This window comes from Parapedobacter defluvii, from assembly GCF_014642075.1.
GTDB lineage: Bacteria > Bacteroidota > Bacteroidia > Sphingobacteriales > Sphingobacteriaceae > Parapedobacter > Parapedobacter defluvii.
Genome location: NZ_BMIK01000023.1, coordinates 1 through 21,929, shown reverse-complemented (window position 1 = coordinate 21,929; position 21,929 = coordinate 1). Strand labels below are relative to the sequence as shown.

Below are 21,929 nucleotides of genomic sequence, written 5' to 3'. Positions count from 1 at the left end.
AGGGGTATGATTCAGATTGGCAATTTTTTCTTCAGGTACCGCAACTACCTGTTTATTTTCCTTTATTTGGCGCTGTTTATTCCTTCTCCGCCCATTTTCAGCGAACGTAATTTTGGTCCGGATTTCTACCTGTATCCATTGATTATCGGCCTGGTCATCACGGTTACCGGGCAGCTGATACGGGGGGCTACCATTTCCCTTGCTTATATTGTAAGAGGCGGAAAAGATAAAAAAGTATACGCCGAACAGTTGGTTACAAATGGCATTTTTGCCCATTGCCGCAACCCGTTATACGTGGGGAATATCCTGATGCTGGCGGGCGTGGGTATCCTTGCCAATTCATTGCTCTACCTGTTGTTTTTTATTCCGTTGTTTCTGTTCATCTACCAAGCTATTGTTTTGGCGGAAGAGAATTTTCTGCGGAGCAAATTCGGCGACCAGTTCGATACCTACGCCAAACGCGTCCACCGTTGGCTGATCAATCCCTCCGGATTGGGAAAAACGTTGTCTGGAATGCACTTTTTATGGAAAAGATGGCTGATCAAGGAATACAATACCCAGGTGATCTGGCTGACGGGAATTACCTTGATCCTTTTCTTTAACTATCCGCATGGACAATGGGATACCGATACGCGGAATCAGTGGCTTGTCCTGATATTGCTGGTGCTGGCTATTTATTATTTCACCATCCGGTACCTCAAGAAGTCAGGCAAATGGGCCGTTGCCTAGTGAGAAGCAGATAAATCAACTTTTCCCTGTGCGGTTTTATTTTTCAGCATCAGAATAAAGGGCACGCAGATCAGGAACATCATACCGATGTATAAAAATACATCCATATAGGACAATACCGCTACCTGCCCCGAAATGGAACCATCCATGGCTTTTAAGGCAGCGGCCTGGGCCTGGTTGGGTGCCATGCCGTGCTGCATGAAGTTTGCCACCATTCCCTGGTAATTTTGCTGGAAGGCCGGATTATCGGGTGTAATGTGATTAATCAGGTCGTTTCGGTGCAGGGCGTTTCGTCTTGTCATGAAGGTTGTGATCAGGGCAATGCCAAAAGAGCCGCCTAATTGCCGCATCATACCCGTGAATGCCGCTCCCTGACCAATCTGCTTCCCATGCAGGGTGGACAGCGATAAAGTTGAGACCGGGATGAATAGCATGCTCATGGCAAAGCCACGGAGCATCAGCATCCAGAAAAATGCGTCACTGCCGGTATCGGGCGTAAGTATCCGGTAGCCCCAGATACAGAAAATGAAAAACAGGAACATGCCTGTGGCTGCGAGGTATTTTTGCTTAACCCCGCGCTGTATGGCCTGTCCGATCATCGGCATCATGAAAGCTGTCATTAAGGAAGACGGAACCATTAATAAGCCTGCTTGATAGGCCGTCCATCCCAGAGAATTCTGGGTATACAGCGGAATGATAAATGTAGATCCATAGAGGCCGAACCCCAGGATGAACGAAAGGACCGTACCTACGCGGAGATTACTGTTTTTGAGTACCCTTAGCTCTACAATGGGATTCCTGCACCTAAGCTCCCGCCAAATAAAGAGGTAGATGCATAATCCGAATAGTACGGCGAAAAACAAGATCATGCTGCTGCTGAACCAATCCTCTTCCTGACCACGTTCGAGTACGAGCTGCAGCGATCCGACGGCACCGGCAAGAAAAACGATGCCCCACCAGTCGATTTGGTCTGCGGTTTGGCGTTCCCCATATTGGGGACTTTTGATAAAACGAAGCGTCAGCATAGCCGCGATGACACCTACCGGTATATTGATGTAAAAGATATAAGGCCAGCTGAAATTCTCCACAATATAACCACCCAGGGGCGGCCCGAGGGTGGGGCCGACGATTACTCCAAGGCCGTATATAGCTTGTGCCATTCCCCGTTTTTCAACCGGGTAAACTTCGGTGATAATGGTCTGTGAGGTAACCAGCAGTGCACCGCCACCCACACCTTGCAGGAAACGGAACAAGATCAGTTCCCACATGGCGGTGGCATTCCCGCATAAGAACGAACAGATGGTAAAAAGAATGATGGATCCGGCAAAATAATGGGTACGCCCGAATTGCTGAGAAAGGAAGCTGGTGAGCGGTACGACAATCACGTTGCCGATGGCATAGGCCGTAATCACCCATCCGATTTCGCTTAATGTAGCCCCCATGCTGCCACGCATTTCATTGAGCGCTACATTGATAATGGTCGTATCTACGATTTCCAGCAGCGCACAAAACACCGCCGTAATGGTAACGATGGCGCGCCGGAATCCGTATTCTACCAAAGAGTCCTGTTGCATATCAGTTCAGGTGAACATCCACCAATACATTCATCCCCGTCCGCATCTTTTCGATGAATGCCAGGTGATCATGTTCCTGGAAATCGATACGGACCGGTACCCGTTGTACCACTTTCACAAAATTGCCGGAAGCATTGTCTGGAGGCAGGAGTGACTGTGCGGCTCCCGTGGCCGGCGAAAAAGAAGTAATCGTCCCTTCAAGTGTCGAATCGGGGAAGGCATCCACTTTGATTGATACCGTTTGTCCCACCTGCATTTTAGTAAGCTGTGTTTCCTTGAAATTGGCTACCACCCATTTATCGTGGGTAGGTACGATGCTGAACAGCGCTTGTCCGGCATTGAGAAACTGGCCTGCTTGTAAATTCACCTTGCCTACCTGTCCATCTATAGCCGCGGTAATGACCGTGTAGGAGAGGTCCAGCCGTGCGGCATCAACTTCCGCTTCGCGCTGCCTGATCGTGGCTGCGGCAACGGAAGCCTGGCTGCTGCTTACGGATTTCTGCCGGCTGACAGTATTGACCTGGCGTATGGCCGCTTGCTTTTGGGATTCAAGCACCGCCAAACGTTGCTCAGCCACTTTCTTGGCTGCAAGTGCCTGTTCATACTGCTGTTGGGTGATGCTGTGATCGGCAATCAGATTTTGATAACGTTCAAAATCCTTTTGGGCCCGCCAAAGATCAACCTTGGCCGATTCGATCTGTGCATCGGCCGTATTGATGTTGGTTTCCGATGCGTCTATATTGGCCTGGGCAACGGCAATGCCCGCGCCGGCTACATCGACGTTGCTTTTGGCCGATGCCAGCAAGGCTTCCGCCTGTGCCAGCCGTACCTGAAAATCGCGGTTGTCCAGTATGACCAGCGTATCACCTTTGTGTACGATTTGGTTGTCCTGTACGCGCACCTCTTGGATGTAGCCGGCAACACGTGGTATAACCGGACTGATGGTCGATACGATCTGTGCATCGTCGGTCTCTTCGTGCCGTTGCGCATGGATGAATTTAATCACGCCATAGATTCCTCCGACGAGGATAAGCACGACGAACACAATGGCAAAGCCTTTATTACCTGATTTTTTTTCCTTGGTTGCTGTTGAATGCTGATTATTGGATTGCATAGTGTTTGCTGAGATAAAAGTCGTCTACTTATATATTATTCGTGCCGTGCTGTAAAAGTTGCAGGTTCCAAGCCGGCACTTTCATACAGTTTGTGGTAAGCCACCGCTGCGTCCGCTTTGGCATACGCATAGTCTATCTGCGCCTGCAGCCTTGCTACATCCGCATCGAGCAGGTCGGTGGTTGTTGCCAGGCTATTTTCATATTTGTTTTTTGTGATGCGGTAATTTTCATTTGCCTGCTCCATCGCTTTGAGATATACCTCTATTTTTTTCAAGCTTTGGGAATAGTCCAGGTACGCTTGGTGGATTTGGCTTTTAATTCCTTCGCTCAGTTGCTCGCGATGCCATAGAAGTTCTTCCTCCTGTGCTTTTGCCTGCCTTATTTTAGCACCTGCCTTATAAAGCGAACCGAGGTTATAACTTAACCCCAGTCCGGCATTGAGGGCATTGGTAACTGTCAACGCATGGGGGATATTGGCACCCATGTACCCGGCGCTTATTGCTAAAGCCGGATAGTAGGCACTTTTCGCAATGTTCACACCAGCATGCGCTGCCTGTTTGCGGTTAGCAAGTGCCTGATAATCTGACCGATGATCCAATGCGTTGGCTTCCCATTCATCGACCGACAGGGCCAACGGAGTCGCTATCAGCACCGCAGTATCCAACGCTAAGAGCGTTTGCCCATCTAATCCAAGCATCAGATTGAAATTATAATTACAAACGGCCGCATTATTTTCTGCATTGATCAATGCGAGTTCCAGGTTGCTTTCCTGCAATTGCACTTTCAGCAGGTCATTCCGGGCAACCAGTCCATTTGCTTCCAGGTTTTGAAAATCCTTGACGCGCTGCTGGGATGATTTCAGGTTTTCTTTTACCAGTGCAACCGCAGCCTGGGCTTTGTAGAGATTATAATATGCGGATACGGTATTCTGGATGATATGCTGCCTGTCGTATTGGGCATCCAGCCGCGCAGCTGTCTCAAGAAACTTGGCGGAAGCGATGCTTTGATTGATCTTTCCGCCGGTAAACAATGGCAACGAAGCCGTGGCCATGCCAAACATGACCTGATTTACTGCTGGAAAAGATCCCCCTGCGCTTTCTTGTTCCCCCTCATTTTTACCAGCGTCAAATTTCAAGCCGATATTCGGTTCATTAACCCGGAGGTATTGCCCGGAAACATCAATGTCCGGCAGTCGGCTGTTTTTTGCATCCTGTACCGCGGCAGTCGACGCTTTGATTTTGCTTTTGTCAATTTTGAGTTCATTGCTATGTGCCAAGCTTGCGGCAACAGCGTCTTCCAATGATAGGGGATGGGACTCCTGCCCACTCGCGAATCCGAAAATGAGTAGAGCTCCTATTACTGACCCTGTTCTTATAAAACGTATCGTTGTGTTCATGTTTATTTTTATGGGGTATTGGTATCGGTTAAGTAAGCAATAAACATGCGTTTAAGATGTGTTCGTAAGGTCTCCGTCCGTTCATGTTTTATTATTTCCCGTTGTTCTTTGGTTATGTTGCGGTGTTCCAATTCGTACCGTGTATTAGCCATATTTTGGTTTACGCTGCCTATCAGTACGGAAGACATGAAAAACACATCCACATCTTTACGGAAAACGCCCAATTGCTGTCCGTTTTTTACCGCCTTTTCTACCAACCGCCTGTTTGCTGTTTTCATCTCATTGATCATATCAAACAGAGGACCCTGCTTAAGGATACCCGATTCACGGATCATCAACCGGTGAAAAAGCTGACGGTTTGCCAGCATATCGATAAACATATCAATGATTTTGCTCACTTTGTCCGTGGCGGAATCGCCCCGATGATTGAGAATCACCTTAAATGATGCCCGTATGGATTTGAAATGGTTGATGAAAACTGCTTCGAGCAATTTGTCCTTGGAACCAAAGTAATAGGATACCATGGCTACATTTACCTCCGCCTCCCTTGCGATGTCCCGGATGGATGTTTTATCGTATCCGTTTTCGGCAAAAAGACGGAGCGCAACCGCCATAATCTGTTGTTGCTTTTCGTTGTATTGCACCTTTTCCGACATAACGGCGCAAAATTAAACAAACGTTTAATTAAAACAATCGCTTAAAATAGAAAAAGTCGCTACCTGTCGAGGCTAATAGTTTAATTAGTTGGATGATAATTAATTATGTTTTGTCATCTATACGTAAAACCGGATCGGCATTTCAAATATTTAGTTCCTGTCGTTTTCCGGATGCACATGCGGCGTAGATTGCATCGATAATTTTTAAATCTTTTACGCCTTCTGCGCCGTCAACGGGTACAGCAGGTGCATGGCCATCGAGGATGATTCCGGCCATGGCATCCATCTGTAAAGTTTGATGGGTGATGTGGGGCTGCGTGAGCTCCCCCTTGTTCGTCCGTCCTTTGATAGGGCCATATCCGGTGGAGGGTTGCAGTTCTGCAAAACCTTTTTCGCCGTTTAAGTAAAAGCGGTCCAGGTAATTCATGTTGTAGGTAGATAGACAAGATGCCACGGCACCACTCGGGAAGCCCATCTGAAACTGGATGGTTTCGTCGACCCCTTCTTTAAATTTGACGGTATCCGTTTTCGTTTCCTGAGCTGTCACCCAAATCGGTTCTTCGCCTATCATATAACGTGCGCCGTTGATTGCGTAGATGCCGATGTCCATGAGCGATCCACCACCAGCCAATGCTTTATTTAATCGCCACTGGTTTGGATCACCGATCCGGAAACCGCTTTGTCCCTGAAAAAACATGATTTTTCCGAACTCGCCCTCGCTACGCATCCGTATTACTTCAAGCGTTTTGGGCTCAAAATGCATCCGGTAACCTACCAACAGTTTAACCCCGGCTTCCGAACAAGCGTCTACCATTTCCTGTGCATCTTTCGCATTGAGAGCCATCGGTTTTTCACTGATTGCGTGTTTCCCGGCACGGGCCACGCGGATGACCTGGTCGTGATGCAATGCATTCGGTGTGGTTACGTAGACGACATCGATATCAGGATTGTTCTTAATATCATCGAAGGTTTCATAGTTATAGCGGTTTTTCTCCGGTACGTTGTATTTCGTGCCCCATTCATTGAGTTTAGCAGGAGTACCGCTAATCAGACCGGTTATTTTTGCCCGCTTACATTTTTGCATTGCCTCAGCCACTATGGAAGCATATCCACCCAACCCCATCAATGCGACCCGCAACACGGAACCTTGAGGGTTGTCAGCTGAATGGATGGGTTCATTCCATGCCCTGACAGACGATAGAAAGGGAATGGCAATGGCGGAAGCGGTTAATTTCTGCAGGAAGTCGCGACGTGAATTCATACGCTAGCATTTAATGGTTTTTAACATTAGTGTCCCATTAAAATCCAAAATAGTTCTTTGAAATATTTGAAATATAGTTAGTTACAGGGGTTTTTCAAGCGAACAGACTTGAAAACATAGCTTAGCATCAGGTTAATCTGATGGCAGATGTTTCAAGATAAATACGTTTTCGCTCAATTGGTCTCGTTTCTAAATCGGAGTAAGTTCAATCGTATTGTTGCCAGATACAATGGCGACAGATATGTGAAGCATTTCAGTTGTTGGAATCAACTTCTTGCCCTGATGTTCGGCCAACTCTCCAATCGTGACAGTTTAAGGGACCTGATCGTCGCCCTTGATGCCCATCACTCCAAATGTTACCATTTGGGAATGGGCAGGAATGTCTCCAAATCATCTTTGGCCAGAGCCAATCAGGATAGAGACTACCACATCTTTGAAGAGTATGCTTACTATCTGGTAAACGAAGCAAGGGAGAAGCGTGCCACCAATATATTCCATCTGGGTGGTAACATTTACGCTTTTGACTCAACGACGATCGATCTCTGCCTTTCGGTATTCTGGTGGGCGAAGTTCCGTAAGAAAAAAGGCGGCATCAAAGTGCATACATTATATGATGTGGAAACACAGATACCGGCATTCTTCCATATTACCGAGGCTTCGGTGCACGATTCAAAGGCTATGAGAGAAATCCCCTATGAACCGGGCTCATACTATATCTTTGACCGGGGCTACAACAACTTCAGGATGCTGTATAAGATACATCAGATCGGGGCCTATTTCGTTGTCAGGGCAAAGAAAAACCTTCAATGCAAATCCATCAAATGGAAACGCAGGCTGCCCGGGAACGTACTTTCCGATGTAACGATCGAATTGACCGGCTTCTATCCGAAGCAGTATTATCCCGAGCCTATCCGTCTGGTCAGATACTGGGATGAAGAACAAAAGCGTGAGTTTGTCTTCCTGACCAATGCCACCCACATCCCAGCTCTTCAGATCGCTGAACTTTACAAGAACCGGTGGCAGGTGGAACTGTTCTTCAAATGGCTGAAACAGCACCTCAAAATCAAAAAGTTCTGGGGCACTACCGAGAATGCCGTCCGGATCCAGGTCTACGCCGCAATATGCACATACTGCCTGGTGGCAATCGTTCAAAACGACATGAAACTGAACAGAACCACCTACGAAGTGCTCCAAATATTGAGTATCTCACTGACTGATAAAACGAACCTTCGAGATCTCTTTAGCAAAACTAAATTTCAATATGACAAAGAACGATTTGGACCGAATGGGCCAACTTTATTTAATTTTTAACAACGTCCCATTTTTAATGGGACACTAGTGGGTTTTTAATTAGTAAGCCAACACAGAAACGGCCAAATAGTTTGGTACCCTGTAACTTAGCGAATATACAAAGAATTTTTAAATGTGATGTCGGATGTGGGATTGTGAGCGGTTTTGTTATTATTTATGAGGAGGTTTTGCCGCATTGTCTATGAAAACTCGTGGATAGGATTTGCCAAGGCTTTTGTCGTATGGCTGATTTTTTATGGAATACAGCAAAACCAAGACGATAAACTGAATTAAGTTTTAAGTCAGCAGTCGTTTGTTAGAAATGGGATCTGTTTTTAGGGTGTGATATTTTTATGCCCCTTTTTGTTTTGTTAGTTTGTAGATAATTTTTAGTTTTGTTGTATGAGAATGACTGTGATGTTATAATATCCTTTCGAGCTTAGTTCTTGAGCAATACGCTATGCTCCATATATAGCGCTTTATTTTACTATTCAATTTTTTATTAACAATCTTGACTAAATAGTTGGTCAACAGATATTTGTTGTTTCTTCGAAGTAGTTGAGAAAAACAAAAAAACATGTCTGAAATACTAAGTAAAAGGGAAATAGAGCAGTTTATTCTTAACGGTTTTGTCCGGATTGATCATGCATTTTCTCAAGAAGTTGCAGATGCAGCTTTAGATATTCTATGGAACGACCTTCCTTGTGATAGGTCAAATCCTTCTACATGGACGGAACCTGTCATTCGTTTAGGGATGTACATGCAGCGACCTTTTATTGAATCGCTAAACACACCAAAGCTATATTCAGCTTTTAACCAATTGATTGGTGAAGATAAATGGATTCCTTGTCGAAGTGTTGGCACATTCCCTGTCAGGTTTCCGTCTGATCAGGAGCCCAATGATACAGGTAAACACGTAGATGTAAGTTTTCCTGGAAATGATCCTAATAATTATTTTAAATGGCGTGCCAATGTCAAATCAAAAGGTAGAGCTTTATTGATGTTGGTATTGTATTCGGATGTCAGCGAAAATGATGCGCCAACAATTATTTACGAAGGTTCTCACATTGACGTTGCTGGGTTATTACATCAAGAGGGTGAACTTGGACTTTCATTTATGGAGCTCGCAAGCAAGTTAGACGGGCTGCCAAAGAGAAAAGAAGTCTATGCAATGGGTAAGGCAGGTACAGTTTATTTATGCCATCCCTTTTTGGTTCACTCAGCTCAACTTCACAGAGGAGTAACTCCTAAATTTATAGCACAACCACCTTTGCTGTTAAGGGGTGAATTAACTATTTCCGGTTCTGATGTCGGCTATACCCCCATTGAACAGGCTATTCGTTTAGCAATGGGTTAATTGACAAAACATCCAAATGAATAAGAGGTTGTCCCTACAGGTGAACTTACTTACGTATGCAAATTCATGTAGCTTTTTCGTCTAAATTCAGTGCCATTACAAAAAAGTCGAATTTCTGAGAACCAATGTTTTGTGAATACTGACTTATTATCTGATAGCCCTTTTTGTGATAAAAATTTATTGCCTTTTGATTCTCTTTTAATACAGAGAGCCAAATACGCTGATATTTCAAAGCAATTATTTCTTGCATTAAAATTTTATGCAGTTCTTTACCGATTCCTTTGCTTATAAATTTTTTTACGACATAAATCTTATCAAGATAGCACGTTTTTGGTGGGATTATCAATTGGCTTGTGAAGTCCAGTTTAACTTTCGCATAACCAACAGGAATGCTATCGTAGAAAGCAATCCAATAAATGGATTCCGCTTTTAGTATACTGTCGTGAATCCTTTTTTCCGAAAAAATGTCTTCCAAGTAATCCAACAGGTCGTTCTTGTCGTTGAAAAAAGACTCAAACGTATCTGAAAATGTTATACGTCCCAATTTTGAAATAGTTATCACGTCATCTATGTCGACTTTTCTAATATTTATCATAAGTAAGTATGTTTAAGATGGCTGCTTTTTCTATCGTATAAAGTTCATGGGATAGGTCGGTACAATTTGACCTTTTAGGATTTTTTGAAGTTTGGAAGCCATCAGCCTTTTTGTCAAAGGCTTGAGATAATCGAGATAGAGAACTCCCTCGGTATGGTCGTATTCGTGCTGTATCATTCGCGCGGTCGTTCCACTGAATGTACGGATTTGCTTTTCAAAATTCCGATTATAATATTCAATCGTTATCGCCCAATTCCGCTTTACTTTGTAGAATAAATTTGGAATACTTAAACAGCCCTCTTCGTCTTCCCAAAGTTCTTCAGACCGTTGGATGATTTTGGCATTGATGAAAGTTTCCATTATGCCTTTATCATCTTGGGGGAAATAAAACTTTCTCTCTTCTTCTCCGAGATTATCAAAAGTTGATTTACTGTCCACGATAAACAATCTAACCGGAAGTCCTATCTGTGGTGATGCCAATCCGCAACCATTGGCATTTTCCATCGTTTCCCACATATCGGCAATTAATTTATCCAATTCAGGATAATCCTTTTCGATGTCGTTGCATTTCTGTTTTAAGATATGGTGTCCGTATGCTAAGATGGCTCGTTTCATTATTCTTTGGATTTTTCAACAAATTTCCAAAGAATAAACATGGTAGGCAATGAACCTATGTTAAGTATTTGCGCATGGATTCCGTTGATTTTCAACGATGTTTGTGATTGCTATGCAATTTGTCTGCGTATCCGGCTCAAAGCCTGTGGTGTTATCCCGATATAGGAAGCAACGTATTTTAACGGAATGAATTTTAAAATATCAGGTTGCTCATTGAACAGGTTTAGATACCGTTCTTTTGCTGTATGTTTTAAAAGCGACAATTCTCTTTTGCCTTTTTGCAAAAACAGTTTCTCCGACACAAAACGCCCTAAATAGTTTCCTGCTTTGGTCTCTGCATATACTTTTTGCAAATCATCATAAGATATTTGCCAAACCACGGTTTCCGTCAATGCCTGCAATTCGTATTCAGATGGTGTCTGGGTCAGGAATGAATTGTAAGCACAGGTAAATTCTTTATCAAAACAGAAATTAAAAGTCAGTTCGTTTTCATCATCTGGAATATAAAATCGAACGATGCCTGTTTCTACAAAGGAAAGGTACTTTTCTGTTTCGCCCTGTCGTGTGATGGTTTCGTTTTTGGCAAAAACCCTCCTGTCAAAGTGGGAAGCTATAAATTCCCATTCTGTTTCCTGTAATTTTAGTATCCGCTCGTAGTATTCTCTGATGTGCCCCATAAAAATATTCTCTTTTTAGTCTGTCTTTAAAGAAAGGAAATACAAATTTAGCATTTTTATAATAAACCGGTTTTTGTGCGGATATCTCATAACTATGTTAACCTACGGTAAAACACCAGCAAAAACATTACTTTCAGCCATTTTATATCACTACATATTGGTTGCAAGGAACTATTCTTTTTCATGTTTTATAAGGTCTTTGCCACTAAAAAAAATTCTCCGCTTGCTGGTAGAAGGTTGTCGGTTCTGTTCTTAAAGTATTTTTCCGTCATATCTTTTGTGGAGATTGTCTGTATTTCTTTTAAACCTACTTTTTCAGCGAGTTTTATAATTTCTTCAACCGAAAAAAAACTTACAAAAGGAGTACCTGAAGCTGCCGCTCCTTTTATCGACATTTCCATTAATGGCTTGTCTTCTTCATCAAGTAATTCCAATGGCAGATAAAAGGCCATTGCAATAGTAGAACCAGGTGCAAGCAAAGTCATTTTTTTCAGTGTGTCGGTAATCGCTTCTTTGGTAAGATAAAGCGTAACACCGATACAAGATACAAAAGCCCTTTGTTCAACATTAAAACCTTTATTTAATAGCTCGTCCCACCAAGATGAGATTTCAAAATCGACAGGTACAAAGTGGAGATTGCCGGGGATTTTATAGCCGTTTTCAATCAGCTTTTCTTCTTTCCACGTTAATGTGTCGGGTTGGTCAATTTCATAAATATCAACATAGGAACTTATGGCCGTGTTCCGTTGGGCAAAACTATCCAATCCTGCACCAAGCAAAACGTATTGTTTTACTCCTTTTTCAATTTGCCCTTTAGCTATATCTTCAATAAAACGTGAACGGGCTACGATAGAAGCCCGCAACCGCTTGGTATATTTCATGTCAGGCCGTTCCTGCCAATCATCATCAGGTGCAATTAACTTGAATCCTATTTCATCTTCAAGTATATGAGGTTTTGCATCTGTCTGAACGTGTAACGCTCTCCATAATGCGGTTCTTACTGCGGTATTATCCGGCTTTATGACTTTATCTCTTCCCATTTCCTTATTTTATTATTGATATCAAGTGCAATTATAATGAAGCTATTTTTTAGCATGTAATCCAATCATATTCCCCTCTGTATCTTCTATTAAAGCAATAGAACCAAAATCCCCCACGTTCAACTTTCGACGAATAATTTTTCCACCTGCAGCTTCAACACGGTTTAATACCGTATTGATTTCTTCGGTTGCAAAATAAATTAAAACACCGCCAATACCGGGTTTTGCTTCATCCATTCTAACAAGCGCACCGCCAATCTCTTGCTTGTTTTCACTGCTTTCAAAAATGGCATATCTCATTTGGCTGTGTCTTTCATTGTTCATTGTCGTTTCATTAAATCCGCAGTCAAATACTGTTGTGTAAAATTTCTTTGCCCTGTCAAAATCGGATGTATAAATTTCAAACCAATCAATTACTCTTTTCATTTTAAACTGTTTTTGATTAATTCAACAAAGTTAAAGTCCCCCGTTTTTTGAAAATTGGATAAAACCGACAGTACTAAAACTTCAATTCCGGAAAATTGGGCAATTGTTCGTTTGCATTAAGAAGAAATGACTTTGGAGTCGTGCCTGTAAAATATTTAAAATCTCTGATAAAATGAGATTGGTCAAAATAATTCTCTAAATAGGCTATTTCCGTAAGAGCATTAAAGTTAGCCGTTCTTAGCGTTTTTAAAGCTGACTGAAAGCGACAGATTCTTGAATACAACTTTGGGGAAATGCCTATATATGATTTAAACAGACGTTCTAACGAGCGTTCTGATATTCTCAAATCGGCTTGCACCTGTTTTAATTCCTGACCTTTTTGAAACTGGTTTAACGCAAATCTTACTTTATCATTTTCACTTTGACAGTCTGTTGTTTGTTGTAAGAAAAAATGTTCTAAAACCGCTACTTTTTGTTCTAATGTTTGCGTATTTAGAAGTTGGTCATTTATAGTGGTTTTAACTAAATCATTGATGTCAATGTGTCGTTGCGTTAATTCAATTGCTTCGATTCTGAAAACAGGTCTTAAAGCTGCGGGTTGGAAACTGACGCCAATATTTCGAAAACTACCGGTTGCCGTAAGCTGTGAGTACTGAGTAGCTTGCCCAAATAAGAAAGATTGGGGTAATGTTTGCTTGTCTTTATCGTAAAAGACCGTGGGATTTTCCTGAAAAATCATACCCGGTACGCCCTCGGGAATTATTTTGAATTTTCCAATAAAAGCAGTGCTCGTATTTTCCATTATAAAGAAAAAACGAATATGTTTTCGTAGAGGTGGTACAGGCTGTATTATTTTGATATCCATCCTGATTTTTTCTAACAAATTTAGCAAATTTAAGTACAATCATCTCAACCGCTCTGTGTTTATATAGATACAATTTCCAATTGATTCTCTTGTTCGGGAATTTGAAAGCTGTCTATATATTTGTTTAGGATGGAATCTGTAATCGGAAAAGCGGCATTGGCCTCAAAAGTTTTATTTCTTATTTTCAGTCTGTTTTTTATTGCTGAAATAGGAGGGTTCATATAAACAAGAAACCACTTTCCGTGGTTTGTTTCCACTATCCGCTTAAACTCGTTACGCTTCTCTTTTTGCCAGAAGCTAAAGTCTACTACTATATTCCGTTTTGATTTTAGAAGTTCCAAAAACTGAATAAACAGTGCCTTTTCTGCTAAAGCTGATAGCTTATCATATTCTTCTTCAGCATAATCTATTCCGAACTGACCATAGTTATTCCATATTTCTTCATCGACCGATAGCCTATGAAAACCATAACATTCTAACTGTTTTGCGAATGTGGTTTTTCCGGATCCTGACAGTCCACACATGAGAACGACTTTTGGTGTATGCTCACCGTTTAGAATTATGTCGAACACTTCATTTTCTGTATATATCATATTATAAGGGTCTTTTTTTAGTAAAATTCTCGTTAAACCCATAACAAGTTTTACATTATCAATTGTTATCGGCGGCTATTACACTTCCACGTTATGGGCAACTGGCTTTTCTACGTTTCGATTATACTTTTTTCCATTACAACAGTCTTATGGCTTTTATAATCAACTTTTTTTATTTCTTTCCAGCCATTACTTTTGTAAAAGGACTCGGCTGTAAATGTATAAAGATAAATCTTATTGATTTTATTTGCCTTTGCGTTCCGTTCAATGAATTCTAATAATTTCCGTCCTAATCCTTTGTTCCGGTATTCAGGCTGAGTATAAAAGCAACGCAATCCATGGTTTAAATTGTTTCAATTCAGGAAGTTTATTGTAGATATTGACATTGTTACAAAGTCTACCTGTTGCGACTAATTCTCCATCAATAGTCAATATTGCTTGAAAAATTGTATCGTAACTGGGTTGATTTGATAATCTTTTAATGGTCTTTTTTATCGGTGTATTCCATTCGCTAAAGTACCAATCTGCAATTTTGTCTATCGAAGTTTTGTCGTTTGGGTAAAGTTTACTAATCTTAATTTTAGACTTCATTTTTTGTTTAATTTTTTAGCTTGTTATCAGCCTATATTATTCATAACACTATTTTTAACTGCGTAGCAACGTAGGGCGAAGCCTTAAAGTAGTACTGTTGTTTTTTGAATATACTTTTTATCGTTCTTTCAGTCATTTGCGATGGTCTCCAAGCGTTAATTCCGGCCGTGACATTTAAGAATATGTTGTCGCCAATTTTTATCTCTGGACGAACGCCTCCTATTATATAAGCATGCGAGAAAATCTTATCTTTTCCATCTTGTTCTAAAAGAGCTGTTTGTCCATTCATCTCCCCGATTACATTTAATCGGAAGATGTTGTTCAGGTCATATCGGAAACACATTTCCAAGCCGTCCAAAACATTGATTTCAACATTATATTTCCTTTCCATTTTCCAATTGAGATAAAGTGCTGGAAATAACATCGGATATCCAAAGGAGTTATTGATAGCAGCTCCTACCCCTAAGTCCAAGTTTGACCTTAAATGATATATGAATACTGTTCCGATACTACCAAGTGTGTTTTTGAATCTTATTTGGGAAAACTCCGTACTCGGCATGTATGTGCCTCCACCTATACTTGCCATAATTGACCATTTATGGTTCAAAGGACGTAAATGATTTAGATTCAAGCCAACATTCATAATTCTATCCGTTACTATAGGTTCGTCAAAATTACGATTGTTTAATCGCGCCTGTGCAAATCTTCCGCTTATCGACCATATTGTAGGACGATTCTTTTCATTTAGCTTCACCGACAGAGGAATGTGTACATCCGCTTGATAAATTACAGCGGAACCTTTTGCATCTCCCACTTTTTGATAGGTTTTACCGTCGGTCTTCCTATAGCTTGATTCTCCTAAATACTCTGCTTTGACTTGTATCTGTATTTGAGCAACTATATCATAACACGTGAATGTCAGGAAAAATAAAATAATAAATTTCATTACCAAATTTCCCCCGATTAACTGTATTTACATAAAGCAAGCGCCTTACCCGCTTGTGTTTTGATTTTTTTTGAAACAAATTGTCTTAAGGTTTCTGTGTCCTTAGTGCAATCCATAACTTGCATGTTTTCAATAAGGTCTGCCTCCCAAAGAATCTGAAAATCTTTTCCATCTATTTTTTCAGGCGTGTGATGGTTTCCAACTATATAACATACTCTTTCAATTACGAATGGTTCATAATTATGTTCACTTAATATATTTCTTGCAATTGGTACTCCTTCCTGCTCTTGGAGATGTCCCTCCATTGATCCATATTTGCGTAATGCTTCCACAGAACCTATGTCGTGTAAAACAGCACTTAACTCTATAATACAACCAGTCTGACTGTCTACATTTTCTCTTTCAATAATCGTCCGTGTATTTTCTAACACCTTCATTGTGTGATCGACGCCATATGGTACAGTTCTGAAAATATTTTTCATCTCTTTGATTACTTGGTCTAATTTCTCTGATTCTCCTATGTCCTTATATTTCATATCACATTATTTTCTGCTAAGGTCTCAAGAATAGAAAAATCAGGCAATGAACCTATGTTAAGTAATCTCTTTAGTGGTTGAAAAAACTTTTGGTTTACGTGTCAGAACAATCTGTGTTTAACAAATGCTTCTACTGCACCAAGTGTTGCAAATCCGGGTCATTCTTAATACGCTCCATTTCGCTTTCAACAACGGTCATAACATCTTGCTTTACCTGTTTGTAATTGGCTTCTATTTCCTGTTTCATATTATCCGCTCCGTTTTCATCGGTAAAGGATAATATCTGCGGTATTTTTTTGTAGGCTTTGGTTTCGGCAGCAACCTTATCATTATCTACTACAATTTCAGCGTGGAATATTTTCTGCTCGATGCGTTCATCGAAGTTGTCGGAAACCGCACCGACAAACATACCCTGTGTGAGCGTTGAGATTTTGGATGCAGGTATCAGGCTATCCAGTTGGGTAGATATGGAGGTGGATTTATCATTTCGGTTGATGGTCATGCTCTGTCTTTTCTGCAATACTTTTCCAAAGCGTTCCGAAAGACTTTTTGCTGTTTCGCCAACCACCTGACCGGAAAATATATTACCAACGGTATTCTGTATTACTTTACTCTCTTTATCGCCGTAATCCCTTGTCAGTTGCGAAAAATCCTGAAAGCCCAAACAGACAGCTACCTTATTACTACGGGCTGTTGCAATCAGGTTATCCAATCCCCTGAAATAAATCGTGGGCAACTCATCAATGATAACGGAACTTTTAAGCTGTCCCTTTTTATTAATCAGTTTTACAATCCTTGAATTGTATAAGCCCAAAGCTGCGGAGTAAATATTTTGCCTGTCGGGGTTATTGCCAACGCACAAGATTTTAGGCTCCTGCGGGTTATTGATGTCCAGTGAAAAATCATCCCCCGTCATGACCCAATAAAGCTGTGGCGAAATCATCCGTGACAACGGAATTTTTGCCGATGCTATCTGCCCCTGCAACTGGTCTTGCGCTCCGCCTTGCCACGCATCCATGAAAGCTGAAAGATAGTTTTCAAGTTCGGGATATGAGGTAAGTATCGTAAAAACATCTGCATATTTTTTATTCAGCAATTCAATAGCATGGGGAAACGTACAATACTTTCCGTCTTCATAGATTTTCAGAAACCAAATGATGGAAGCAAGCAATATAATTGGGCTTTCCACGAAAAAATCCCCTTGCTTCAAAATCCACGACCTGTTGAGGTTTAACATGATGGTGTAAGAGGCTTCGTAAGCATCGGAAATATCCGTCATAAAGGCAGGGCTTAGGGGATTGCATCGGTGGCTACGGCGTGGGTCGTCAAAATTGATAACATAAAACTTGGGCTTAACCTTATACTTCTCGGAGTGTTTCAGCAAATGGTTGTAGGCAATGGTGGACAGGTCGTCAAACTTGAAATCGTAGATATACATCGCAAACCCCTTTTCGATATGTTGCTTGATGTAGTTGTTTACGATGGCGTAGGATTTTCCGGAGCCGGGAGTACCAAGTACAATCGAAGCCCGAAAAGGGTTTACGATATTAATCCATCCATTGTTCCACTTGCCTTTGTAAAAAAACTTTGTCGGAAGATTGACCGAGTATTCATTTTCTATCAGACGGGTTTCCTGTTGGAAGCTCTCGTTTTCATTATTGAAAACATCGTCCATCAGATTGTTGCGGAGTAGTCGGCTCATCCATACCCCTGCCATGAGCAAGGCTATATATCCCAGACTTGTTGTAAGTATGTAAAGGAATGTGGCAACCTCTGCCGACAGTTTTAACAACGGTGTGTTCAGAAAGAACAGCACAAAGCCGATAACTAAGGCGGTGTAAATCTTAGACCATGTTATCTTTTCATTCTTTACACCCTTAGTGCCGAGACAGCTTAACGCCAACAACAACAATGCAAAAATCTTGGTGTAAAGGGTGTGGGTAAACAGCCCTGCGGTACGGTTGAAATTGGTCAGTATCTTACCGATAATTTCCAGTGCCCATCCACGTTCGGCAAAGAACCCGTAACAGAACCAATAAAAGTGCATCAGTACCAAAAGAATACTTACAGCACGCATAAAAGCCATGATTTTGGCTAATCCTCTCAAATCATCTTCTCCCTGCATAACAAAAATTTTTAGTGATGCAGGAAATTTAGAGGCTATTTAAAAGGGCTTATCTAAAGCGGTGTCCGATGGCTTTTGGTGGCTTTGTTTGACAGTATTTTAAAACCACAAAGACCAAGATGTTAATCCTGGTCTTTGATTTATTCTTTTCTGAGCAGTGCTTTCCCTTTTTAGACGGGCGCCGTTATGACAGTTTACTTGCCCATAACCGTTATGGATTGACGTTCGTTCGGAAATTCATTGCGAACTTCCACGCCTGAACGTTGGAACGACAGGATGCTAAGACCTCTGTTGAGTTATTTGTCGGATTTCTACACGTGGATAACCTTCCTTTAATGCTAAAGTAGTTATTCGAGTTACAAACTCTGTTTTCGCCTTTGCATATGCTTCCTGAGATTGAAAATCGGTTCCCTGAATTTTCGCCGCAATGCATTTCTTCAAATCTTCATATTCTTTCGCTATTTTGAGTGTTCCCGTAGATAATCTCTAAATGCCAATGTTTTCTTTTCCTCTTCCCCTCCTTGTTCTACAATGTGAATGTGGTATTTATGAGGTTATTCTTTCGGCTTATGCAGAAAAGCAGAAAAAACATCGTCTTGATGTGGAATATAGGTGTATCCTATCTTTTTTAGGTTTTGGACGTAGGATTTTAATTTATCAAAGTTAGTTACAGATATTTGGATGTCTATAATCAGTTTAGCTGAAAGTCGGGGAACAGAAGTTGAACCGTTATGTTCAATTCGTATTGAGGAGTCATTTAAAACTTTCAATATCTCTTTATGCACAGTAAGAAACTCACTTTCCCAGTTTTTATCGTAAGGAATAATTTCTATTTTATTATCCATAACTTCTACTTTCAATATTTTTACATTTTAGTCAACGTCGGACAAATTTCGTCATATCGGTTTTGGGCTTTGCAAAGGAACGTGAATAGAAACACGAAGTTTCAGTTATTCCCAAACGTTACATAAGCCATGTTCTATTTGCTGAATTAGAAAAAGGAAATGAAAATGGCTTATGCGGTAATAGAATTACTGTCGTTAAATTTAGCACTTAACCCGACCTTTTGCAAAATCGATATTATCTGCTGCCCTTTTTTCAGTCGGTTAATCTTCGTCTGTCGGTATGTTTCGAAGAATTTTATAGTCAATATAAAACGTACCGAACGGAATAAAACACGCAATAAGAACCTTCCAGGTGGTTTCTTTGAATTTCCATTGTTGTTCTACGCCTACACGCAACGCATTAAACACAAACAGCAGGAAAAGTGCACCGTGAATGGGGCCAAGCGACTTGGACAAGCCGGGAACATCCCAAAAATGCTTCAGGGGTACGGCAATAAAAACCAAGACAAGTAATGATATGCCTTCTAAGATAGCCAGGAGTCGTAAACGCCCGATAGAGGTGGTGAAAAGTTTCTTCATCATTAAAATATTCTGAAATAAGGTCTGCCTGATAAGGGTGAAAACGGCCAGGGAATGGCTACGAAAATGAGGATTAATCCAATGGTAAACCAAACGAACATTGTTTTAAATTTCTTCTTGTCCGTTTGCTGTCGCTTTGCCTTTGCCGAGCCGATTGTTATCACCACAATAGCAGTTAGCATTAAAATAATATGAATTAAACCGTAGAAAGTCAGCTCTACGTTTTGAAAACTACTTTCCTTTTCTTTCCAAAAATATTTGACCAGCGGACTCTGCGTATATAGGATGATGCCGATCATTAGTTGAATATGTGCAACCGTAGCCGTCCAGTGTCGGAACGCGTTGTCCGATTTTGAAAAAGTCCTGTCGTTGACCAAACCGACAAATGCCCTGTAAATGGCATACAGTAAAAAAGCTAAAACAAGCCAACGAATCAAAGAATGGAGAACTAATAAAGTGGAATACATAATTACGTTGTAACGGTGCTTTGTTTTCTGATTACATTCCAAATCGTAGGAGCCCCGAAGAAAAACCAGATTGCCAGCACCGCATCACAAACGGCACATCCGGCAGACGAAAGTGGTGCAAAGTGAATGATGGGTTCACCGTATAGATGATGCATTACGTCCCAGCCCGTGTGCAACAGCCAACCGATACCGATGAAATAATAATGCTTGAGGGCTTTGAAAGCCACAAACAACATAACAGCACCAAAAACATATTCCCAGACGCCCAATCCGCCGCTCCAGTAAACACCGCCTGCACCGGCAATGATGACGGTGTTGATTTTTTGTCGAGATGGCTCCCTCACAAACGACATGATGATGATAAATAAGAAACCAATCAGCACAGCAGCCAATGCATTGGTGATTGTAAATTCAGGAATGATGTGCGTATGCATATTTTTCTATTTTTTGTCTGCTTGCAAAGTTAAACAAAAAACATACTAATTAGTATGTTTTTAGGTAAAAAATATTTTAGCCATTTGGGTAAATTGTAAATTGCTTTTAATGAGATGGATGTGTTTTTTTATATCAGAAGTGATCGAAACTCTATAGGTAAGGCGCAAAACACCCGCTGCACACTTGTCAACAAAGATTGAAGCTTCAGTCATGCTTCGTTATCTGGCGTTTAAATCTTAGTAGGTTATATGCAGTCCTTTTTCGCTTTGTCGGTTTAGAGATATTGTTTAATTTTGTGGCTATGAGAATGACCGTAATGCTATAATATCCCTTTTTAAGCTTAGTTCTTTAAGCAATGCGCTTTATATATACAAAGCGTACTTTTCTATTATTCATTCATTTTATTATAATCTTAAAACCAAGTCCACTGGTCGACGCTATTTATTGCCGTGGTTGGTTTTTTTAACAAAAAAATTATGTCAGATATACTAGGTATAAAGGAAATAGAGCATTTTATTCATAGCGGGTTTGTTCGTCTTGATAATTCATTTTCCAAGGAAATAGCGGATGCTGCTTTAGAAATTCTATGGAACGACCTTCCTTGTGACAGGTCAAATCCTTCAACCTGGACTGAGCCTGTAATTCGTTTGGGAATGTACACGAATGAACCTTTTGTCAATTCAGTAAACACTCCTAAGCTGCACAATGCTTTCAATCAGTTAGTTGGCAAGGACAAATGGATTCCTTGTCGGAGCGTAGGAACATTTCCTGTTAGATTTCCATCTGCTAAACAGCCTAATGATACCGGTAAACACGTAGATACGAGCTTCCCGGGAAAAGACCCCAATAATTATTTCGAATGGCGTGCCAATGTCAAATCGAGAGGACGAGCATTGTTGATGTTGATTTTGTATTCGGATGTCAGCGAAAACGATGCCCCAACAGTCATTTATGAAAGTTCTCACATTGATGTTGCAAGCTTATTATCCAAAGAGGGAGATCCAGGTCTTTCATTTATGGAACTTGCAAGCAAGTTGGACGAGTTGCCAAAAAGGGGAGAAATATTTGCAACTGGTAAGGCAGGTACAGTTTACCTATGTCATCCGTTTTTGGTTCATTCAGCTCAATCCCACAGGGAGAGTGTAAAATGAACTGTGTCAAGATTAGTAAATAAGTATTAATTTTAGACATAGTAATTATGGAGATCAGAGAAACG

The 21,929-nt window shown here is 41.1% G+C and carries 24 protein-coding genes and 1 pseudogene; 4 read left to right on the top strand and 21 right to left on the bottom strand.

Annotation, left to right across the window (positions count from 1 at the left end; all coding sequences use genetic code 11):
- Positions 1-6 precede the first annotated feature (6 nt).
- Positions 7-729: a methyltransferase family protein gene (locus IEX60_RS21495; protein ID WP_188753457.1), complete on the top strand. Its 723-nt coding sequence runs from the start codon at positions 7-9 to the stop codon at positions 727-729.
- Here IEX60_RS21495 and IEX60_RS21490 read toward each other — a convergent pair.
- The 5 genes from IEX60_RS21490 to IEX60_RS21470 form a co-directional block, all read right to left on the bottom strand.
- Positions 726-2,303: a DHA2 family efflux MFS transporter permease subunit gene (locus tag IEX60_RS21490; protein ID WP_188753456.1), complete on the bottom strand. Its 1,578-nt coding sequence runs from the start codon at positions 2,301-2,303 to the stop codon at positions 726-728. The genes IEX60_RS21495 and IEX60_RS21490 overlap by 4 nt on opposite strands.
- A 1-nt stretch (position 2,304) precedes the next feature.
- Positions 2,305-3,417: an HlyD family secretion protein gene (locus IEX60_RS21485; RefSeq protein WP_188753455.1), complete on the bottom strand. Its 1,113-nt coding sequence runs from the start codon at positions 3,415-3,417 to the stop codon at positions 2,305-2,307.
- 35 nt (positions 3,418-3,452) lie between these two features.
- Entirely contained in the window at positions 3,453-4,814 is a 1,362-nt protein-coding gene (locus tag IEX60_RS21480) for a TolC family protein (RefSeq protein ID WP_188753454.1), read from the bottom strand.
- Between the two features lie 8 nt (positions 4,815-4,822).
- Positions 4,823-5,470, bottom strand: coding sequence for a TetR/AcrR family transcriptional regulator (locus IEX60_RS21475; RefSeq protein ID WP_188753453.1), 648 nt, complete (start codon positions 5,468-5,470; stop codon positions 4,823-4,825).
- 142 nt (positions 5,471-5,612) lie between these two features.
- Positions 5,613-6,731 carry a Gfo/Idh/MocA family protein gene (locus IEX60_RS21470; protein ID WP_188753452.1) on the bottom strand — a complete coding sequence of 373 codons (1,119 nt, stop codon included), beginning with the start codon at positions 6,729-6,731 and terminating at the stop codon, positions 5,613-5,615.
- Positions 6,732-6,878: 147 nt separating this feature from the next.
- Here IEX60_RS21470 and IEX60_RS21465 point away from each other — a divergent pair, with 147 nt between their 5' ends.
- Both IEX60_RS21465 and IEX60_RS21460 read left to right on the top strand, forming a co-directional pair.
- Entirely contained in the window at positions 6,879-8,042 is a 1,164-nt protein-coding gene (locus IEX60_RS21465; RefSeq protein ID WP_188753451.1) for an IS4 family transposase, read from the top strand.
- A gap of 556 nt (positions 8,043-8,598) precedes the next feature.
- On the top strand, positions 8,599-9,378 hold the full coding sequence (locus tag IEX60_RS21460; protein WP_188753450.1) for a phytanoyl-CoA dioxygenase family protein: 780 nt from the start codon (positions 8,599-8,601) through the stop codon (positions 9,376-9,378).
- 64 nt (positions 9,379-9,442) lie between these two features.
- Here IEX60_RS21460 and IEX60_RS21455 read toward each other — a convergent pair whose 3' ends face one another.
- From IEX60_RS21455 to IEX60_RS21375, 16 genes and pseudogenes are all read right to left on the bottom strand, one after another.
- Positions 9,443-9,973: a GNAT family N-acetyltransferase gene (locus IEX60_RS21455; protein ID WP_188753449.1), complete on the bottom strand. Its 531-nt coding sequence runs from the start codon at positions 9,971-9,973 to the stop codon at positions 9,443-9,445.
- A 30-nt stretch (positions 9,974-10,003) separates the two neighbouring features.
- Positions 10,004-10,588, bottom strand: coding sequence for a peptide deformylase (def, locus tag IEX60_RS21450; RefSeq protein WP_188753448.1), 585 nt, complete (start codon positions 10,586-10,588; stop codon positions 10,004-10,006).
- 110 nt (positions 10,589-10,698) lie between these two features.
- Complete coding sequence (locus IEX60_RS21445; RefSeq protein ID WP_188753447.1) at positions 10,699-11,265, bottom strand: Crp/Fnr family transcriptional regulator; 567 nt, start codon at positions 11,263-11,265, stop codon at positions 10,699-10,701.
- A gap of 188 nt (positions 11,266-11,453) precedes the next feature.
- A complete protein-coding gene (locus IEX60_RS21440; protein ID WP_188753446.1) occupies positions 11,454-12,305 on the bottom strand; it encodes a class I SAM-dependent methyltransferase in 852 nt (283 codons plus the stop codon).
- A gap of 42 nt (positions 12,306-12,347) precedes the next feature.
- On the bottom strand, positions 12,348-12,731 hold the full coding sequence (locus IEX60_RS21435; protein ID WP_188753445.1) for a VOC family protein: 384 nt from the start codon (positions 12,729-12,731) through the stop codon (positions 12,348-12,350).
- Between the two features lie 73 nt (positions 12,732-12,804).
- Positions 12,805-13,596, bottom strand: coding sequence for a helix-turn-helix transcriptional regulator (locus IEX60_RS21430; protein WP_188753444.1), 792 nt, complete (start codon positions 13,594-13,596; stop codon positions 12,805-12,807).
- Between the two features lie 59 nt (positions 13,597-13,655).
- Entirely contained in the window at positions 13,656-14,189 is a 534-nt protein-coding gene (locus IEX60_RS21425; protein WP_229717700.1) for a P-loop nucleotide/nucleoside kinase family protein, read from the bottom strand.
- 110 nt (positions 14,190-14,299) lie between these two features.
- Positions 14,300-14,524: a GNAT family N-acetyltransferase gene (locus tag IEX60_RS25215; RefSeq protein WP_188753442.1), complete on the bottom strand. Its 225-nt coding sequence runs from the start codon at positions 14,522-14,524 to the stop codon at positions 14,300-14,302.
- Positions 14,499-14,780 (bottom strand): hypothetical protein, encoded by a 282-nt coding sequence (locus tag IEX60_RS21415; RefSeq protein ID WP_188753528.1) that lies wholly within the window; start codon positions 14,778-14,780, stop codon positions 14,499-14,501. Before IEX60_RS21415 ends, IEX60_RS25215 begins: the two co-directional genes overlap by 26 nt.
- A gap of 40 nt (positions 14,781-14,820) precedes the next feature.
- Positions 14,821-15,726: a DUF6268 family outer membrane beta-barrel protein gene (locus IEX60_RS21410; protein WP_188753441.1), complete on the bottom strand. Its 906-nt coding sequence runs from the start codon at positions 15,724-15,726 to the stop codon at positions 14,821-14,823.
- Between the two features lie 17 nt (positions 15,727-15,743).
- Positions 15,744-16,262, bottom strand: coding sequence for an HD domain-containing protein (locus IEX60_RS21405; protein ID WP_133713473.1), 519 nt, complete (start codon positions 16,260-16,262; stop codon positions 15,744-15,746).
- Between the two features lie 130 nt (positions 16,263-16,392).
- Entirely contained in the window at positions 16,393-18,387 is a 1,995-nt protein-coding gene (gene mobC, locus IEX60_RS21400) for a conjugal transfer protein MobC (RefSeq protein WP_188753440.1), read from the bottom strand.
- Between the two features lie 458 nt (positions 18,388-18,845).
- Positions 18,846-19,232 (bottom strand): annotated as a pseudogene (locus IEX60_RS21390) (GrpB family protein).
- 261 nt (positions 19,233-19,493) lie between these two features.
- Positions 19,494-19,814 (bottom strand): DUF3817 domain-containing protein, encoded by a 321-nt coding sequence (locus tag IEX60_RS21385; RefSeq protein WP_308420771.1) that lies wholly within the window; start codon positions 19,812-19,814, stop codon positions 19,494-19,496.
- On the bottom strand, positions 19,814-20,110 hold the full coding sequence (locus tag IEX60_RS24910; RefSeq protein ID WP_229717699.1) for a hypothetical protein: 297 nt from the start codon (positions 20,108-20,110) through the stop codon (positions 19,814-19,816). Before IEX60_RS24910 ends, IEX60_RS21385 begins: the two co-directional genes overlap by 1 nt.
- A gap of 170 nt (positions 20,111-20,280) precedes the next feature.
- Positions 20,281-20,712 (bottom strand): DUF6010 family protein, encoded by a 432-nt coding sequence (locus IEX60_RS21375; RefSeq protein WP_188753438.1) that lies wholly within the window; start codon positions 20,710-20,712, stop codon positions 20,281-20,283.
- 477 nt (positions 20,713-21,189) lie between these two features.
- On the opposite strand from IEX60_RS21375, the gene IEX60_RS21370 reads away from it, so the two are divergent.
- Entirely contained in the window at positions 21,190-21,864 is a 675-nt protein-coding gene (locus tag IEX60_RS21370) for a phytanoyl-CoA dioxygenase family protein (RefSeq protein ID WP_188753437.1), read from the top strand.
- The last annotated feature ends 65 nt before the right edge of the window (positions 21,865-21,929 follow it).

Bases quoted from the DNA above. Each gene is read 5' to 3' on its own strand.
- IEX60_RS21495 (WP_188753457.1), top strand. From the start codon at position 7: ATGATTCAGATTGGCAATTTTTTCTTCAGGTACCGCAACTACCTGTTT.
- def (WP_188753448.1), bottom strand. From the start codon at position 10,588: ATGAAACGAGCCATCTTAGCATACGGACACCATATCTTAAAACAGAAA.
- IEX60_RS21385 (WP_308420771.1), bottom strand. From the start codon at position 19,814: ATGATGAAGAAACTTTTCACCACCTCTATCGGGCGTTTACGACTCCTG.
- IEX60_RS21470 (WP_188753452.1), bottom strand. From the start codon at position 6,731: ATGAATTCACGTCGCGACTTCCTGCAGAAATTAACCGCTTCCGCCATT.
- IEX60_RS21485 (WP_188753455.1), bottom strand. From the start codon at position 3,417: ATGCAATCCAATAATCAGCATTCAACAGCAACCAAGGAAAAAAAATCA.
- IEX60_RS24910 (WP_229717699.1), bottom strand. From the start codon at position 20,110: ATGATCGGCATCATCCTATATACGCAGAGTCCGCTGGTCAAATATTTT.
- IEX60_RS21435 (WP_188753445.1), bottom strand. From the start codon at position 12,731: ATGAAAAGAGTAATTGATTGGTTTGAAATTTATACATCCGATTTTGAC.
- IEX60_RS21375 (WP_188753438.1), bottom strand. From the start codon at position 20,712: ATGCATACGCACATCATTCCTGAATTTACAATCACCAATGCATTGGCT.
- IEX60_RS21490 (WP_188753456.1), bottom strand. From the start codon at position 2,303: ATGCAACAGGACTCTTTGGTAGAATACGGATTCCGGCGCGCCATCGTT.
- IEX60_RS21370 (WP_188753437.1), top strand. From the start codon at position 21,190: ATGTCAGATATACTAGGTATAAAGGAAATAGAGCATTTTATTCATAGC.
- IEX60_RS21415 (WP_188753528.1), bottom strand. From the start codon at position 14,780: ATGAAGTCTAAAATTAAGATTAGTAAACTTTACCCAAACGACAAAACT.
- IEX60_RS21455 (WP_188753449.1), bottom strand. From the start codon at position 9,973: ATGATAAATATTAGAAAAGTCGACATAGATGACGTGATAACTATTTCA.
- IEX60_RS21430 (WP_188753444.1), bottom strand. From the start codon at position 13,596: ATGGATATCAAAATAATACAGCCTGTACCACCTCTACGAAAACATATT.
- IEX60_RS21440 (WP_188753446.1), bottom strand. From the start codon at position 12,305: ATGGGAAGAGATAAAGTCATAAAGCCGGATAATACCGCAGTAAGAACC.
- IEX60_RS21460 (WP_188753450.1), top strand. From the start codon at position 8,599: ATGTCTGAAATACTAAGTAAAAGGGAAATAGAGCAGTTTATTCTTAAC.
- IEX60_RS21465 (WP_188753451.1), top strand. From the start codon at position 6,879: ATGTTTCAAGATAAATACGTTTTCGCTCAATTGGTCTCGTTTCTAAAT.
- IEX60_RS21410 (WP_188753441.1), bottom strand. From the start codon at position 15,726: ATGAAATTTATTATTTTATTTTTCCTGACATTCACGTGTTATGATATA.
- IEX60_RS21475 (WP_188753453.1), bottom strand. From the start codon at position 5,470: ATGTCGGAAAAGGTGCAATACAACGAAAAGCAACAACAGATTATGGCG.
- IEX60_RS21480 (WP_188753454.1), bottom strand. From the start codon at position 4,814: ATGAACACAACGATACGTTTTATAAGAACAGGGTCAGTAATAGGAGCT.
- IEX60_RS21425 (WP_229717700.1), bottom strand. From the start codon at position 14,189: ATGATATATACAGAAAATGAAGTGTTCGACATAATTCTAAACGGTGAG.
- IEX60_RS21405 (WP_133713473.1), bottom strand. From the start codon at position 16,262: ATGAAATATAAGGACATAGGAGAATCAGAGAAATTAGACCAAGTAATC.
- IEX60_RS21445 (WP_188753447.1), bottom strand. From the start codon at position 11,265: ATGGGGCACATCAGAGAATACTACGAGCGGATACTAAAATTACAGGAA.
- mobC (WP_188753440.1), bottom strand. From the start codon at position 18,387: ATGCAGGGAGAAGATGATTTGAGAGGATTAGCCAAAATCATGGCTTTT.